Origin of the sequence: Ralstonia sp. 22111 (assembly GCF_052045895.1) — a bacterium.
Lineage (GTDB): Bacteria > Pseudomonadota > Gammaproteobacteria > Burkholderiales > Burkholderiaceae > Ralstonia > Ralstonia wenshanensis.
In genome coordinates this window covers 43,117-56,569 of the sequence record NZ_JBQEPR010000010.1, presented here as the reverse complement: position 1 = coordinate 56,569, position 13,453 = coordinate 43,117, and the positions used below count along the sequence as shown (strand labels likewise).

Genomic DNA, 13,453 nt, shown 5'->3' with positions numbered 1-13,453 from the left:
GACATTGCGCCATGACTTCCGCACGTACTGCCCGCCGCCGCCTGATTGCCTCTGCCGTGCTGCTGTGCGCCGGCCTGCCGCTGTTTGCCGCTGTGCCCGCGCAAGCGCAGGACTATCCGGTCAAGCCGATCCGCATCATCGTCGCGTACCCGACTGGTGGCATTTCGGACAACGTGGCGCGTGCACTGGGCGAAAAGCTGTCGGCGCAACTTGGCCAGCCCGTGGTGGTGGAAAACCGCGCCGGGGCCGGCGGCAGCATCGGCATGGACGCCGTGGCCAAGGCGCCGCCCGATGGCTACACGCTGGGTTTTTCGTCGGTGAGCCCGCTCACGCTGAACCCGCATTTCAGCAAGCTGCCGTATGACCCGCAGAAAGACATCGCACCCGTGGCCAATGTCATGTACGCCCCGATGATCCTGCTGGGCACGCCCGCGTTCACGGGCAAGAGTTTTGCCGACATGCTGAGCCAGTCGCGCAGCAAGCCGGGCTCGATCCGCTGGTCGACATCAGGCCTGGGTACGGTGGGGCATCTCGCGCTGGAGCAGATCAAGTCGCAGGCGCATGTGGATATCACGCTCATCCCGTACAAAGGCGGTGGCCAGCAATTGACGGATGCGCTGGGCGGCCAGGTAGAGATCATGTCGACTAACGTTGGCCCGACGCTGATGCAACACATCGCGAGCGGCAAGCTGCGCCCGCTCGCGGTGGGCGCGCCGCACCGGCTCGATACGCTGCCGAACGTGCCGACCTTCACCGAATTGGGTTACGCCAAGGCCAACATGGCGTCGACCTTTGGCGTGTTCGCGCCGGCCAAAACGCCTGCGCCCGTCATTGCCCGCCTGAACGCAGAGATCAACAAGGCGCTGGCTGCGCCTGATCTGCGTGATCGCCTCACGCAGGCCGCCGTGGTGCCGGCCGGCGGTACGGCCGAACAGTTTGCCGCGGCCATCCGCGCGGAATACGACAGCAACGGCCGCATCGTCCGCGCCGCAGGCATCAAGGAGCAGTGAACCGGCTTACGCCGTGAAGCGGTACCCGACGCCGACTTCGGTCAGCAGGTGTTCGGGCCGCGCCGGATCGCGCTCGAGCTTGTGGCGCAGGTGGCCCATGTAGATGCGCAGATAGTGGCTGCTGTCGGAATGCGCGGGGCCCCAGACTTCGCGCAGCAGCTCGCGGTGCGTCATCACGGTGCCACGGCGGCCGAGCAGTACTGCCAGCAGCCGGTATTCGATGGGTGTGAGATGCACGGCTTGGCCATTGCGGCTGACCAGGCGGCGCGCGAGGTCGACTTCCACCTCGCCGAAGCGGATAACGCTGCCGCCGTCTTCGCCGCGCTTGGCGTGCCGCCGCAGCAGCACGCGCAGGCGCGCAACCAGCTCCCCCACGCCGAAGGGCTTCGTCAGGTAATCATCTGCGCCGGCATCGAGCGCGTCGATCTTGTCGCGCTCATCCACCCGGGCCGAAAGCACGAGCACCGGCACTTCCGTCCAGGTGCGCAATTCGCGAATCAACTGCATGCCATCGCCATCGGGCAGGCCGAGATCGAGGATCACTGCATCCGGCTGACGCGTGCCCGCTTCGATCAGGCCGCGCTCGACGCGGTCGGCTTCATGGACTTCGCAGCCTTCCTCCTCCAGTGCAGCGCGGACGAAGCGTCGGATGTGCGGTTCGTCGTCGATGACGAGGACGGTGGGTGTGAATGTGAACGGCATGGCACGCATTGTAGAGGGCGCCCATAAAAAAACGGACCCCGAAGGGCCCGTTTTGCCTGCATGCGATACCGCTCCGCTCAAGCCTTCTTGGCCCAGGCGCTGCACCAGCCCTTGTTTGCGACGTCCTTGCCGGCGAACAGCGGGCAGGCGCCTTGCGCAGCCGCACCGCCTTGGTACAGAGCGCAGTTGCCGCAATGCTGATCCGGCGTGTGCTTCGGGAACTTGGCCTTGTCGGCCTTGGTGGTGTCAGCCACGTAGCCCAGCGCTTTGGCTTGCGGGTCGGTTTCCGCCACCATCGGTGCAGCCAGTGCCAGGTCCGACATCGACATGACGGCGCCCGCGGCGGCCACGATGGGGATGCTCTTCAGGAATTGACGACGATTGGACATGCTGATTCCTTTTGTGGGAGTGTGTTGTGTGGCGTCCCGTGCCGCCCGTGCAATGCTCAGGCTCGCCCTAGGGGACAGCGGACGGCGTCGGCGCGCCATTTACCCGCTCGTGCATTCTGGCACAGCAATCGGCCGGCAGCATCTGCGTAGGGTCAATGTTCCGCATACCTGAGTGCAGCAATCGGTTGCTTTCGTGGCCTTCGATCCACACCACGCAATGCCGCGGATGCACCGTGTGGTCGAGGAATGCCGGCGTCAGCGCAATCGCAGTCGTCCAAATGGCTGGTCCACTCCAGTGGCAATTTGCCGCAGAGGCGTGGGTGCTTACGCCAGCAGACCTTGCAGCGCCTTTAAGAATGCGTCGCATTCATCATCGGTGCCGACCGTGATACGCAGATGCTGGTCGATGCGCGGGAGCTTGAAATGGCGCACGAAGATGGCTTGCTCTTTCAGCCGCGCTGCCAGCGTTGCCGCGTCGTGGGCGGGATGCCGCGCGAACACAAAGTTCGCCATCGACGGCACGACCTCGAACCCCAGCGACTGCAGCGATTGCGTCAGCCGCGCGCGGCTTGCCATCACGCGTGCGCACGTGGCGCGAAAGTACGCATCGTCTTCGTATGCCGCCTGGGCGGCCGCCTGCGCGAGGCGATCCAGCGGATACGAATTGAAGCTGTCCTTCACGCGATTGAGTGCTTCGATGAGCGCCGCGTGCCCAAACGCGAAGCCCACGCGCATGCCCGCCAGCGAGCGCGACTTCGACGTCGTGTGCACAACCAGCAGATTCGGATAGCGGTCAATGAGCGCAATGGCGGACTCGGCCCCGAAATCCACATAGGCCTCATCCACGACGACGACCGACGACGGGTTCGCTGCGACGATCCGTTCGATCTCCGCCAGCGGCAACGCGTGGCCGGTCGGCGCGTTGGGGTTTGGGAACAGCACGCCGCCTGCGTCGCCCAGATAGTCATCGGCGCGGATGGAGAAGTCGTCCGCCAGCGGCACCACTTCGCACTGCACGCCGTAAAGCCGCGCGTAGGTCGGATAGAAGCTGTACGAGATGTCCGGAAAGCGCAGCGGCTTGTCGTGTTTGAGCAGTGCCTGGAAGACGTGCGCCAAGACTTCGTCCGACCCGTTGCCTGCAAAAACCTGCTCGGGCTGGAGGCCCACCTGCGCGGCCACCGTCTCGCGCAGCCGGCGCGACAGCGGATCGGGGTAGCGGCGCAGGTTCTCTCCCGTCTCTCCCAGCTCTGCAGAGATCGCGGCCACCACGCGCGGCGACGGCGGGTACGGGTTTTCGTTGGTGTTCAGCTTGATGGGCCGCGCGATGGCCGGCTGTTCGCCCGGGACATAGGGCACGAGTTGCTGAACGATATCGCTCCAGTAACGGCTCACGACTCGACTCCTGATGAGGTGACTATTTTCTAAGCGTGCTCGCAGCGCGATCGACGAATCGAAAAAGGCAGAGAAGCTGAAAAGGTTCGGGAATAGGCAGGCCTGCACGTTGCGGCAGAAGCGCGGTTCTGGCGTCGGAAAACCGTACAAGTTGCGTAAATCTTTGATTTTTGGCGCGCCCGGCTGGGATCGAACCAGCAACCCCTGCCTTCGGAGGGCAGTACTCTATCCATTGAGCTACGGGCGCATATCGGCACAGAACGCACCGAAAGAGAAGCCCCGCAGGATAGCGCATTTGGGCGCAAGCGTCCATCGCACTCCCGTGGACCCCTGGGTATGAGGCCTGCTGCTGCAACGTTTCGTTGGGTTTTTGACGCAGGTCGAAAAGCGGCGCCTAGGGCTGTCCCGCGTGTCAAAGGCCAAAGCATTACGGATATAATCGCGCGTTATTTGCCAGAAGAAAGACGGGGACAGGTCTGTTTGGGCCGACGCGGCGATTGAATCGCCATGGTCTTCCTGCCCTCATCGCGATCCAATGCGGCCCCCACGCCCTGCCGGCGATGCTCGTGACCTTGCCGGCGGCGCTCTGAGGGCTCCAAGAGCGGTTTCACCATCCTGAGAGTTGAGCATGAGCGACGCGCAACACGACGAACACGAGCCTCTGATCAAGACCCCCAAGCAGCTGATCATCGCGGTGATCGCCGCCTTTGCCGTTCCCATTCTCATCATCATCCTGTTGGCCAATTACGTCGGCCTGGGTGCCAGGGAAGGCGCCGGCGGTTCAGGCATGTCGGAAGAGGCGGTCAACGATCGCATCAAGCCCGTTGCACAGCTCGAACTGAAAGACCCGAACGCACCGCACGTTTTCAAGACGGGCGAGCAACTCTACAAGGAAGTCTGTGCGACTTGTCACGCAGCAGGCGTGGCTGGTGCGCCCAAGTTCGGCGACGCGGCAAGCTGGGGTCCGCGCCTGCCGCAGGGCCTGGATGGCCTGACGAAGGTCGCGCTGGCCGGCAAGGGCGGCATGCCCGCACGCGGCGGCACGTCGCCGGATGACGTCAGCGACTACGAAATCGAACGCGCCATCGTCTACATGGCCAACTCCGCTGGCGGCAAGCTGCAGGAACCGGCTGCACCGGCGGGCGCGGGTGCAGCTCCGGCTGCAGCATCGGCATCGGAAGCATCGGCTCCGGCGGCGGCCCCGGCTCCGGCGGCTGCAGCGCCGGCACCTGCTGCAGCGCCGGCCGCACCGGCCGCCGCTGCCGCACCGCAAGCCTCGGCGGGGGAAGTTGGCAAAAAGGTCTACGAGTCGACTTGCCAGATGTGCCACGCCGCCGGAGTGGCTGGCGCGCCCAAGTTTGGCGACAAGGCCGCCTGGGCGCCGCGCATTGCCCAAGGCAAGGCCAAGTTGTATGAATCCGCGCTGCACGGCAAGGGCGCGATGCCGCCCAAGGGCACTTATGCCGGCTCCGATGACGACGTGAAAGCTGCCGTCGACTACATGGCCGCCGCTGCCAAGTAAGCCGTCCTGCATTCCCGAAGAAGCCCGCCTCGTGCGGGCTTTTTTGTTGCCTGCTCCGGCAGTGACACGCGCGAGGCATGCCATTTGCTACGCCTAATTCGAATGTGCGGAGAACGCGGCAACCATGCTGCTTCGTCCCGCATACGTCTGTGCAATGAGGCAAACGGAGGTTGCGATGCGAATGGAACGAACGACGCTGATCTACTGGGTGGCTGCCGCGCTGGCAATCGGTAGCTCGACCGCTATGGCGGCCGACAACTGGGTCAAGCTGGCCCCGCTGGCCGACAACGGCGGCTCGCTCTATCTGGACAAGGACTCCATCGAGCACAACAAGGATGGCACCGTGCGTGCCACGACGCGCGACGCCTATGACGCGCCGCGCAAGCTCTCGGACGGCAGGGCGTATCAGTACGACACGCGCACGTCCGTCTACGACTGCAAGGAGGGGCGCATCCTGCCGGTCAGCGCGCTGATCCAGGATAGCCAGCACGGTACGGTGCTCACCAAGACCATCGACGGCCCCCGCTGGGAGGCCATCGTGCCGCGTTCAGAAGGCGAGGCGATCCTGCGCGCCGTTTGCCAGAAATAGCGCGTTGACGACGGCGTTACTGGACGGCCGCTGCCGGCGCGAGGTCGACGCGCAGCGTCCCGTCCGCATCCATGCGCGTGGTGCCGCGCGCAGCGGCCTCGCGGTAGTGATACAGGTCGAAGCGCAGCGGCCCACGCGTTGATGTATCGGTCACGAGAATGCGGCTGTTGGTGACCAGCACGTTGTACATCTTCAGGTCGCCGGACTGGATCCAGATGCGGCTGGCCGCGTCGGTTGGCGCAGACGCGCACAGGGCCGGCGCGGGGCCGAAGCCGAGCACCAGCCCGTCTGGCGTGACACGCGCCGTTTTCATCTGACCGATCAGCCGCGGCGGCGGAAACACCGTGTATTGGTCCAGCACCATCTCATTGCCGTGCAGCTTGGCGCCGTCGCGATTGAGCGGCGCCAGCTGCGACAACTCCAGCCCCATCCCCTTGAGCAGCGCCAGCGTCTGGATGCCCATCACGCGGGCCTCGGTGGGCGTATAGACGAGGTAGCGCGATTCCTTCAGCGTCAATGTGCCGCGCATGCCGAACGGCAGCCACACGCCGGGAAAATGATTGCGCAGCTTGAGCCCACCCGACACGTCGAGCACGCCGTCGCCGGGCGTGAGCGACAGCGCATTGAGCGAGCGCGGCGAATAGTCGAGCAGATACCGGTTGAACAGCGCATCGAGCGAATCCTTGGGCACCGTCACTTCACCGCCGAGGATGCGGATGTCGAACTGGCTCGGGTCGTCCATGTCGACGGGCTGCCCCGGCTTGTGCGGCACGAGCTGCGCGGTGAGTTGGTGCACGCGAAAGCCGATGTCGCCGGTGATACGGAAATCCACATCACGCATCTGCACCACGGGCGGTGCCGTGCCCGAGTCGCGCGCAACGGCGGGGCCGCTGGCGTTGGGTGCACCGGAGGACGGATCGCAGCGTTGCCCCCATTGCTGGCGCACGGTGGTCAACTCCTTGCGCTGTGCGCCGGCCATGGGTGGCTCGGCGGCGCGGGCGACGGCGCTGGCAAGAAGACCGGTCAAGCCGAGCGTCACCACCACCAGGCGCAACATCAGGGCGGCGAGAGCGAAGGCGGGGGCGATCATGGCGCGGTCCTCTTGGCGAGTTGCAGGGCGGGCTTGCCCGCTTTGGCGACGGCAGGTGCCTTGGCGGCTCTGGCAGCGCTGAGTGTGTCGAACGACGGCATCAGCACGCGAATGCCGCCATCGGGCGAGAAGCGCAGTGACCCTGCCACCAGCTGATCGCGATAGCGGTACAGGTTGAACACGAACGGCTTGGCCGGATCGGCGACGACGATATCGATGCGCGCATTCATCGGCATCGAGCGCATGAAGCGGATGTCGCCGCCGCGAAAGAGGATGTACGGGCGCTGCGCGTCGGCGGCGGTGGCCAGTGGTGGCATCTGCGGGTTGCCATCGCCGATCTGCATGAGCAGCCCCTCGCGCGTGACGCGGATGGCGGAGAGCTTCAGATCCAGCGCGGGCGGCGGAAAGAGCTTGGGCACCTGCATGACGATCTCGCTGCCGGCCAACTGCACGGCCGGCGTGGACACCGGCAACAGATCGGCCAGTTCGATATGCGCGGCGCCCATCAGCGCGCTGGCGTCCTGGCCCCGGACTTTGACCACGTTGGGGCGGAACACGATGGTCTGCGGATCGCGCAGGACCAGCGGACCACGCAGCTCGATCGGCACCCACGCGCCGCGCCGGCGCATCTCGGCACGCATGTCGAGCGAGCCGTCGTCCAGTGAGAAAGTGAAGTTACGCAGCGGCGGATCATCGCCCGGCCCGCGCGCAAAGACCACGGTATTGAACAGTGCGGCCATGCTCTGAGCCGTGACGCGCACCGAGCCGCTCACCGGCTGCAGCGTGTACGACGACACATCGTCGAGCCATACCGGGTCGCCGGGCGCACGCGGCACCATGCGCAGCGCGAGCTGATCGACCAGGAAGCCCACGCCACCATCGAAGCGGAAATCGACGTGGCGCAGATACGAGATCGCATTGGGCTGGCCGGAGTCGCGCAGCGTGGCGGGCCGCACCTCGCGCGTGGCGAGATTGCCAGACTGGAATGGCGCGCGCGCCTGCGCCCGCGCGTCTTCAAGCTGTTTGGCTTTGTCAGCCTCGATGGCGCCGTGTCCGTCGCCGGCGGTGGCGCAACTTTGCAGCAGCAGCGCCGCAACCACCGCGCCCGCAGCCCGCAGCGCGCTATTTCGATGACGCAAGGTCAAGTCCCACATCGACGGTCTCCTCGTCGTGAGAAACGCACCGGAAACGTTCCGGTCACCGACGCGGTCTGTTGCCGCGCTCGTGTAGAATTTTTTGCATGCCTGCCCGCAAACCAACCGGCGACGCCGGTCCGCCTGCCAATCCGCCCGCCCGCGAGTTCACCATCGATGAACTCGCGCGCGCGGCCGAAACCACTGTCCGCAACGTCCGCTCGTATCAGGACCGCGGCCTGATCGATCCGCCCGAGCGGCGTGGTCGCGTGGGTATCTACACCCAGGCGCATCTGGGGCGGCTCAAGCTCATCAATCACCTGCTCGGGCGCGGCTACACGCTTTCCAACATCCAGGAGCTGCTCAAGGCCATCGTCGAGGGCCATGACCTGCGCTCCATCCTCGGGCTCGAATCCGCCATCGCCAGCCCGTGGTCGGACGAGTCGCCCAAGCATTACTCGCTTCTGGCGCTTGCCAAGCTGTTTGGCCGCGCCATGTCGCGTCAGGCGCTGGCGCGGGCCATCTCGCTCGGCCTGCTTGAACCCGATGGCCTCGGCTATCTGGCGCGCAGCCCGAAAGCATTGCTGGCCGGCGCGCAGATGGCAAAGGCCGGTTTCCCGCTCGTCGAAGTGCTCGACATCATCGAGCGTGCCCGGCCGCATACGCAGGCGGTGGCCGACGATCTCGTCTCGATGGTCGTGCGCGAACTCGACAAGTACGGCAGCGATCTGCCACCGGTCGAAGACGTGCCGCGTCTGGTCGACGTGATCTGGCGCATCCGTCCGCTGGCGCTGGTGGCGGTCGAAGCCGAGCTGATGCGCGCGCTTGAGACGGCCGCCAACAAATATCTGGGCGACCGTGTGGCGCAGGTCATCGAGCACATGCATGAACCGCCGGGCAGCACGCCCGGGCCGGACAAAGGCTAGTGTCTCCGGCGCGCCCATGCGTGGGGCGCGCCTTATCTATTTCTAGTTTGATCCTGATACGACGGGTGCTGCAGGCGTTTTGAATGCCTGCTCAAGATCCGGCCGCACCGGCCGTCGAGAGCTTGCGCCGGATCGACGGCGACGGTGCTTCCCCGTTGGCAGCCGCATAGGCTTCGATCTCCGAGATCAGCTTGGGCAGGCGTTCGAGTGCGGCGCGGTTGTCTTCATCCCACGGGTGGAAGGACGGCCGGAAGAAGTCGAAGAACTCCGGAATGATCTTGCGCAGCGGTGCCGGGTGGATCCACAGGTAATGGAACGCCTTGCCCAGACCGAAGAACTTGTTCTTGCAGGTGCGGTCGGCAAGGATCAGCCGCATGTGCACGTAGAACACCATCGCCCAGAAGGTGACGGTCGTCAGCAGCATCGTCGAGGTGCGCAGGATGTAACGGCGCAGGCCCGGCTTGATGGCGAGGTTCCACACGTCGTAGCTCACCGCCTTGTGCTCGGTCTCTTCCATGGCGTGCCACATCCAGACCTGGCGGTAGCCGGGTTCGGAGTTGCGGCCCAGGCCATCTTCATGGGCGAGTACCTGGCCCGCCAGCATTGCCGTGTAATGCTCCAGCGCAACCGTCACCGCCAACTGGTGCGACTTGGGCGTGTACTTTCGCAGCATGTTCAGGAACTTGCCGACAAAGCGGTCGATGCGCGTGGCGGGCAGGCCGGCGCGGTCGAGCAGGTCGTTGTACAGCACGTGTTCGCGCGTGTGCATCGCTTCCTGGCCGATGAAGCCGGCCACGGCCTGCTTCAGCTCTGGGTCGGTCACCAGATGGCGGTAGTTGCGCACGCTGTCCATGAAGAAGCGCTCGCCGGTCGGGAAGAAGATCGACAGCGCGTTCAGGAAGTGGGTGACATGCGTGCCTCGCTCGTGCCAATTGCTGATGCGATCAGCCGGCAGGTGAGGATGCACGTCGCGGCGGACTGGCATCATGGGCGGTTCTCCTGGAATGTGGTTTCTGAAAGGCGCGTCGACGCGCGCCCTTGGTCGAGGAATGCACAGAGGTCGGTCCCCACGCGTACGGGGTCTTCCTCCATCGGGATATGGCCGAGCGCCGGATACATGCGCAGCATGGCGCCGGGAATGCGGCGGGCGAATTCGCCGGCATGCGCGGGCGGGATCCACCGGTCGCGCTGGCCCCAGAGGATGAGCGTGGGCACTCGGATCGAGGCCAGCCCGCTGGTATCGACATCGTCAAAGCGGAACTTCGGCACCATCTTGCCGATGGCCTGTCGTGCACCGTCGGCATAGAAGAAATCGGCGTAGCGGCGCAGCGTGGGCTCGGACACGCGCGACGGGTCGCCATACACATCGCGCGTGGCGGCGCGGATGATGCCTTCGGGCAGCATCCACGGCGACGTCATCCGCACGCCAATGTGATTGAACAGGTCGATGTAGATCGGCAGCTTCATCGGAAAGCCGGCCGAGTCGATCAGCACGAGCTTCTCGACGCGGCCCGGGTGCCGCACGGCAAAGTCCCACGACACCATGCCGCCCAGCGAATTGCCGATCAGCGTGAGTTTCGACAGGCCCAGCGTGTCGACAAACGCGTCGATGAAGTCGCGATACAGCGGCAGTTCCATCGTGCGCGGGCGGCCTTGCGCATCGCGCAGCGGGCCGGTGATGCCGAACGGCGGCAGGTCGAGCCGGATGACGCGGTAGCGCCGCGTGAGCTGCGGCAGCACGCCATCCCACGTGTGCAGTGACGCGCCAAAACCGTGGATCAGCAGCAGCGTGCCTTCGGAGTTGGCTGCGCCTTCATCGGTGTAATGCACGCGCGTGCCCATCAACGGCAGATAGCGCGACTGCGGCTTGGCGTAGCGTGCGATCAGCACATCGCGGCCGATGCTGCGCAGGCCGATGCGGCCGGGGCGCAGCATGGCGCGTGCAACGTTGAGCAGGTTCGCGCGCGGGGGGCTGGCGAACAATTCTCCGGTGGTGGCCGTGTTCATCGGCGGCCTCCTACTTTGCGCGGGCGGTGGCCGGCGCCGTATCGTCGCGCAGCGCTTTCTTACGCGTACGGCGGGCTTCGCGCACGACCAGCGCCTGGTAGGCCGCCGGCAGCAAGCGGGCCATTACATCGGCGGCGTGGGCGTCGGGGCCGATCAGCACGCGGCGCTTGTTCTTGCGCACGCCATCCAGGATCACCTGCGCGGCCTTGTCCGCCGAGGTGATGAAGAACTTCTCGAACTCCGCCTTGCCCTGCTGTTCGTCGCGCACCAGGAAGCCGTTCATGCTCGGCGAGACGCGGCTCGACTTGGCAATGTTGGTCTTGATGCCGCCCGGGTGGACGCACGTGGCTGACACGCCGCAGTTCATCAGGTCCAGTTCCTGGCGCAGCGCCTCGGTGTAGCCGCGCACGGCGTACTTGCTGGCGTTGTAGGCGCCCATGCCCGGCTGCGCAAAGATGCCGAAGATGCTCGACGTGTTGATGATGTGGCCGTTGCCGGTCGCCTTTAGCAACGGCAGGAACGCCTTGGTGCCGTGCACGACGCCCCAGAAATTGATGTTCATGATCCAGGCCAGCTCGTCGTCTTCCATGCCTTCGATCGTGCTGGACAGCGCCACACCCGCGTTGTTGAAGATCAGGTTGACCTTGCCGTGCGCGGCGGCCGCTTCTTCGGCCCAGCGGTACACCGCGGCGCGGTCGGCCACGTCGACGGCGTGCGTGGTCACGCGGATGCGGTCGCCTTCGTGCGCGCGCACCAGTTGCAGCGTCTGCGCGAGCGCCGCTTCATTGCGATCGGCCAGTGCAAGGTGGCAGCCTTCGCGTGCCAGCTGCAGCGCCAGCGAGCGGCCCATGCCCGACGCGGCACCGGTGATGGCGGCAACCTGGTTGTTGAATGACTTCATGGCGTGGTCTCCGTGGGGCTGGCGCGCTTCAGACGCGGTCGAGCGCTTCTTCGTTGGGGGTGTTTTGGGCGGCCGGCACCGTGCGGGCGGGCACGCGCAGCGGCACACCCTTCGGGACGGCCATCGGGCGCGTGCGGTAATCCGCCAGCCGGAAATGCGCCGTCGCACGGCGGAACTGCCACGTGAATCCCGGCCACAGCGTGGTGTTCTTACCGGTCTTCGGGTCGAGGTACCAGCTCACGCAGCCGCCGGCCGACCAGATCGCATTCGACAGCCGCTTCTGGATGCCGTCGTTGAAGCGGCGCTGCACGTCGGGGCGTACGTCGATGGCCGCCACGTTGTGCGCACGCATCGACTTGAGGGCGTCGACGATGTACGCCACCTGCGACTCGATCATGAACACCATCGACGAGTGGCCGAGCCCCGTGTTCGGGCCCACCACCATGAAGAAATTCGGAAAGCCCGACACGGTGGTGCCCAGGTAGGCCTCGGCGCCGTGCTTGTCCCACGCATCCACAATGTCGACGCCCTGGCTGCCAAGCAGCACGCCGCGCGGGAATGGGTCCGTCGCATGAAAGCCGGTGCCAAAAATCAGGCAATCCACCTCGCGCCGCGTGCCGTCGGTGGTGACGATGGCGTTGGGCTCCACACGTGCGATGCCGGAGGTGATCACGTCGACGTTCTCGCGCGTGAGCGCCGGGTAATAGTCGTTCGAGATCAGTATGCGCTTGCAGCCGATGGTGTAGTCGGGCGTGACCTTCTCGCGCAGCACCGGATCGGCAATGCGGCGCTTGATGTGGCTGCGCGCCATGCGTTCCACCGCCTTCATCAGCTTCGGATGAATCACAAAGCCGAGCACGCGCGACTCCAGCATCCAGTAGATGCCCGTGCGCATCAGCTTTTGCGTGAACGGCAGGTGGCGGAAGAGCCAGTGCTCGGCGCGCGACACCTTGCGGTCGGGCTTGGGCAGGATCCACGGCGGCGTGCGCTGATACAGGTCGAGGCGGCCGACCTTCGGCGCAATCTGCGGCACGAACTGGATGGCCGACGCGCCGGTTCCGATCACGGCCACGCGCTTGCCGCGCAGGTCGTAATCGTGCTCCCAGAGCTGCGAGTGGAAAGCCTTGCCCTGGAAGGTTTCGATGCCGGGAATGTTCGGCCAGGCCGGACGGCTCAGGCCGCCCATGCCGGAGATGAGCGTGCGGGCGCGGTAGCGGCGGCCGTCGGCCATCTCCAGGTTCCACACGCCGGCGGCTTCGTCAAACGTGGCGCGCGTCAGTTCGTGATGGAAGCGCACGTGCGGGCGCACGCCAAATTCATCGGTGCAGCGCTCCAGATACGCGCGAATTTCCGGCTGCGGCGAATACATACGCGACCAGTCCGGATTGGGTGCGAACGAAAACGAATACAAGTGCGATTGCACATCGCACGCGCAGCCGGGGTAGTGGTTGTCGCGCCACGTGCCGCCCACAGACCCCGCTTTTTCGAAGACGAGGAAGTTGTCGATGCCGTTCTGCTTGAGCTGGATCGCCATGCCCAGGCCGGCAAAGCCCGTCCCGATGATGGCGGCATCGATCAGGGCGGGGGCGTCAGGGTTGCGCGGGGTCGGCGCAAAAGCGTCGGGGCGCGGAAAATCGGTCCGTGCGTTCACGTGGTGTCTCCGTGGGCACCACATGGGCGCCTCTTAATGTGACATTGGTCGATGTCATCGTAGGAGGCCGCCAGGACCGAGTCAATCGGGCGATTGGAGTGGCACGTCTAAAAGCGATGCATCGATCGCTTGAAACGGTTT

At 65.5% G+C, this 13,453-nt stretch carries 13 protein-coding genes and 1 tRNA gene; 4 read left to right on the top strand and 10 right to left on the bottom strand.

Going from position 1 to position 13,453, the window contains the following annotated elements; all coding sequences use genetic code 11:
• The first annotated feature begins 11 nt into the window (after nt 1-11).
• The gene (locus ACTJK4_RS21345) at nt 12-1,010 is read left to right on the top strand and encodes a Bug family tripartite tricarboxylate transporter substrate binding protein (protein WP_440076339.1); all 999 of its coding nucleotides are present in this window, start codon (nt 12-14) and stop codon (nt 1,008-1,010) included.
• A gap of 6 nt (nt 1,011-1,016) precedes the next feature.
• Here ACTJK4_RS21345 and kdpE read toward each other — a convergent pair whose 3' ends face one another.
• The 4 genes from kdpE to ACTJK4_RS21325 form a co-directional block, all read right to left on the bottom strand.
• Nucleotides 1,017-1,721, bottom strand: a complete 705-nt coding sequence (gene kdpE, locus ACTJK4_RS21340; protein ID WP_260803857.1) for a two-component system response regulator KdpE — start codon at nt 1,719-1,721, stop codon at nt 1,017-1,019.
• Between the two features lie 68 nt (nt 1,722-1,789).
• Nucleotides 1,790-2,101, bottom strand: coding sequence for a high-potential iron-sulfur protein (locus ACTJK4_RS21335; RefSeq protein WP_232041250.1), 312 nt, complete (start codon nt 2,099-2,101; stop codon nt 1,790-1,792).
• 324 nt (nt 2,102-2,425) lie between these two features.
• Complete coding sequence (gene hisC, locus ACTJK4_RS21330; protein ID WP_440818864.1) at nt 2,426-3,493, bottom strand: histidinol-phosphate transaminase; 1,068 nt, start codon at nt 3,491-3,493, stop codon at nt 2,426-2,428.
• A gap of 171 nt (nt 3,494-3,664) precedes the next feature.
• Nucleotides 3,665-3,740 (bottom strand) — tRNA-Arg (locus ACTJK4_RS21325).
• A gap of 381 nt (nt 3,741-4,121) precedes the next feature.
• Between ACTJK4_RS21325 and ACTJK4_RS21320 the strand changes: the two genes are divergently transcribed.
• Together ACTJK4_RS21320 and ACTJK4_RS21315 are read left to right on the top strand one after the other, a co-directional pair.
• Nucleotides 4,122-5,015 carry a c-type cytochrome gene (locus ACTJK4_RS21320; RefSeq protein ID WP_316870685.1) on the top strand — a complete coding sequence of 298 codons (894 nt, stop codon included), beginning with the start codon at nt 4,122-4,124 and terminating at the stop codon, nt 5,013-5,015.
• A gap of 175 nt (nt 5,016-5,190) precedes the next feature.
• Nucleotides 5,191-5,604: a surface-adhesin E family protein gene (locus ACTJK4_RS21315; RefSeq protein WP_440818863.1), complete on the top strand. Its 414-nt coding sequence runs from the start codon at nt 5,191-5,193 to the stop codon at nt 5,602-5,604.
• Between the two features lie 16 nt (nt 5,605-5,620).
• On the opposite strand, the gene ACTJK4_RS21310 is transcribed toward ACTJK4_RS21315, so the two are convergent.
• A complete protein-coding gene (locus ACTJK4_RS21310; RefSeq protein ID WP_440076337.1) occupies nt 5,621-6,694 on the bottom strand; it encodes a DUF2993 domain-containing protein in 1,074 nt (357 codons plus the stop codon).
• Nucleotides 6,691-7,848 carry a hypothetical protein gene (locus ACTJK4_RS21305; RefSeq protein WP_440818862.1) on the bottom strand — a complete coding sequence of 386 codons (1,158 nt, stop codon included), beginning with the start codon at nt 7,846-7,848 and terminating at the stop codon, nt 6,691-6,693. The genes ACTJK4_RS21310 and ACTJK4_RS21305 overlap by 4 nt, the downstream gene beginning before the upstream one ends.
• An 86-nt stretch (nt 7,849-7,934) precedes the next feature.
• Between ACTJK4_RS21305 and ACTJK4_RS21300 the strand changes: the two genes are divergently transcribed.
• The gene (locus ACTJK4_RS21300; protein WP_232041244.1) at nt 7,935-8,753 is read left to right on the top strand and encodes a MerR family transcriptional regulator; all 819 of its coding nucleotides are present in this window, start codon (nt 7,935-7,937) and stop codon (nt 8,751-8,753) included.
• Nucleotides 8,754-8,844: 91 nt separating this feature from the next.
• Here the strand turns inward: ACTJK4_RS21300 and ACTJK4_RS21295 are convergent, their stop codons facing one another.
• Genes ACTJK4_RS21295 through ACTJK4_RS21280 form a run of 4 tightly spaced genes read right to left on the bottom strand, consistent with a single transcriptional unit; the run spans nt 8,845 to nt 13,312 of the window.
• The gene (locus ACTJK4_RS21295) at nt 8,845-9,741 is read right to left on the bottom strand and encodes a metal-dependent hydrolase (RefSeq protein ID WP_232041243.1); all 897 of its coding nucleotides are present in this window, start codon (nt 9,739-9,741) and stop codon (nt 8,845-8,847) included.
• Complete coding sequence (locus ACTJK4_RS21290; protein ID WP_440818861.1) at nt 9,738-10,760, bottom strand: alpha/beta fold hydrolase; 1,023 nt, start codon at nt 10,758-10,760, stop codon at nt 9,738-9,740. Before ACTJK4_RS21290 ends, ACTJK4_RS21295 begins: the two co-directional genes overlap by 4 nt.
• Nucleotides 10,761-10,770: 10 nt before the next feature.
• On the bottom strand, nt 10,771-11,661 hold the full coding sequence (locus ACTJK4_RS21285; protein ID WP_232041242.1) for an SDR family NAD(P)-dependent oxidoreductase: 891 nt from the start codon (nt 11,659-11,661) through the stop codon (nt 10,771-10,773).
• Nucleotides 11,662-11,689: 28 nt separating this feature from the next.
• A complete protein-coding gene (locus ACTJK4_RS21280) occupies nt 11,690-13,312 on the bottom strand; it encodes a flavin-containing monooxygenase (RefSeq protein ID WP_440818860.1) in 1,623 nt (540 codons plus the stop codon).
• Nucleotides 13,313-13,453: the final 141 nt, after the last annotated feature.

What these genes read in the sequence shown, in the direction of transcription:
- ACTJK4_RS21320 (WP_316870685.1), top strand. Translation starts at nt 4,122, where the DNA reads ATGAGCGACGCGCAACACGACGAACACGAGCCTCTGATCAAGACCCCC.
- kdpE (WP_260803857.1), bottom strand. Translation starts at nt 1,721, where the DNA reads ATGCGTGCCATGCCGTTCACATTCACACCCACCGTCCTCGTCATCGAC.
- ACTJK4_RS21290 (WP_440818861.1), bottom strand. Translation starts at nt 10,760, where the DNA reads ATGAACACGGCCACCACCGGAGAATTGTTCGCCAGCCCCCCGCGCGCG.
- ACTJK4_RS21295 (WP_232041243.1), bottom strand. Translation starts at nt 9,741, where the DNA reads ATGATGCCAGTCCGCCGCGACGTGCATCCTCACCTGCCGGCTGATCGC.
- ACTJK4_RS21315 (WP_440818863.1), top strand. Translation starts at nt 5,191, where the DNA reads ATGCGAATGGAACGAACGACGCTGATCTACTGGGTGGCTGCCGCGCTG.
- ACTJK4_RS21305 (WP_440818862.1), bottom strand. Translation starts at nt 7,848, where the DNA reads ATGTGGGACTTGACCTTGCGTCATCGAAATAGCGCGCTGCGGGCTGCG.
- ACTJK4_RS21310 (WP_440076337.1), bottom strand. Translation starts at nt 6,694, where the DNA reads ATGATCGCCCCCGCCTTCGCTCTCGCCGCCCTGATGTTGCGCCTGGTG.
- ACTJK4_RS21335 (WP_232041250.1), bottom strand. Translation starts at nt 2,101, where the DNA reads ATGTCCAATCGTCGTCAATTCCTGAAGAGCATCCCCATCGTGGCCGCC.
- ACTJK4_RS21300 (WP_232041244.1), top strand. Translation starts at nt 7,935, where the DNA reads ATGCCTGCCCGCAAACCAACCGGCGACGCCGGTCCGCCTGCCAATCCG.
- ACTJK4_RS21285 (WP_232041242.1), bottom strand. Translation starts at nt 11,661, where the DNA reads ATGAAGTCATTCAACAACCAGGTTGCCGCCATCACCGGTGCCGCGTCG.
- ACTJK4_RS21345 (WP_440076339.1), top strand. Translation starts at nt 12, where the DNA reads ATGACTTCCGCACGTACTGCCCGCCGCCGCCTGATTGCCTCTGCCGTG.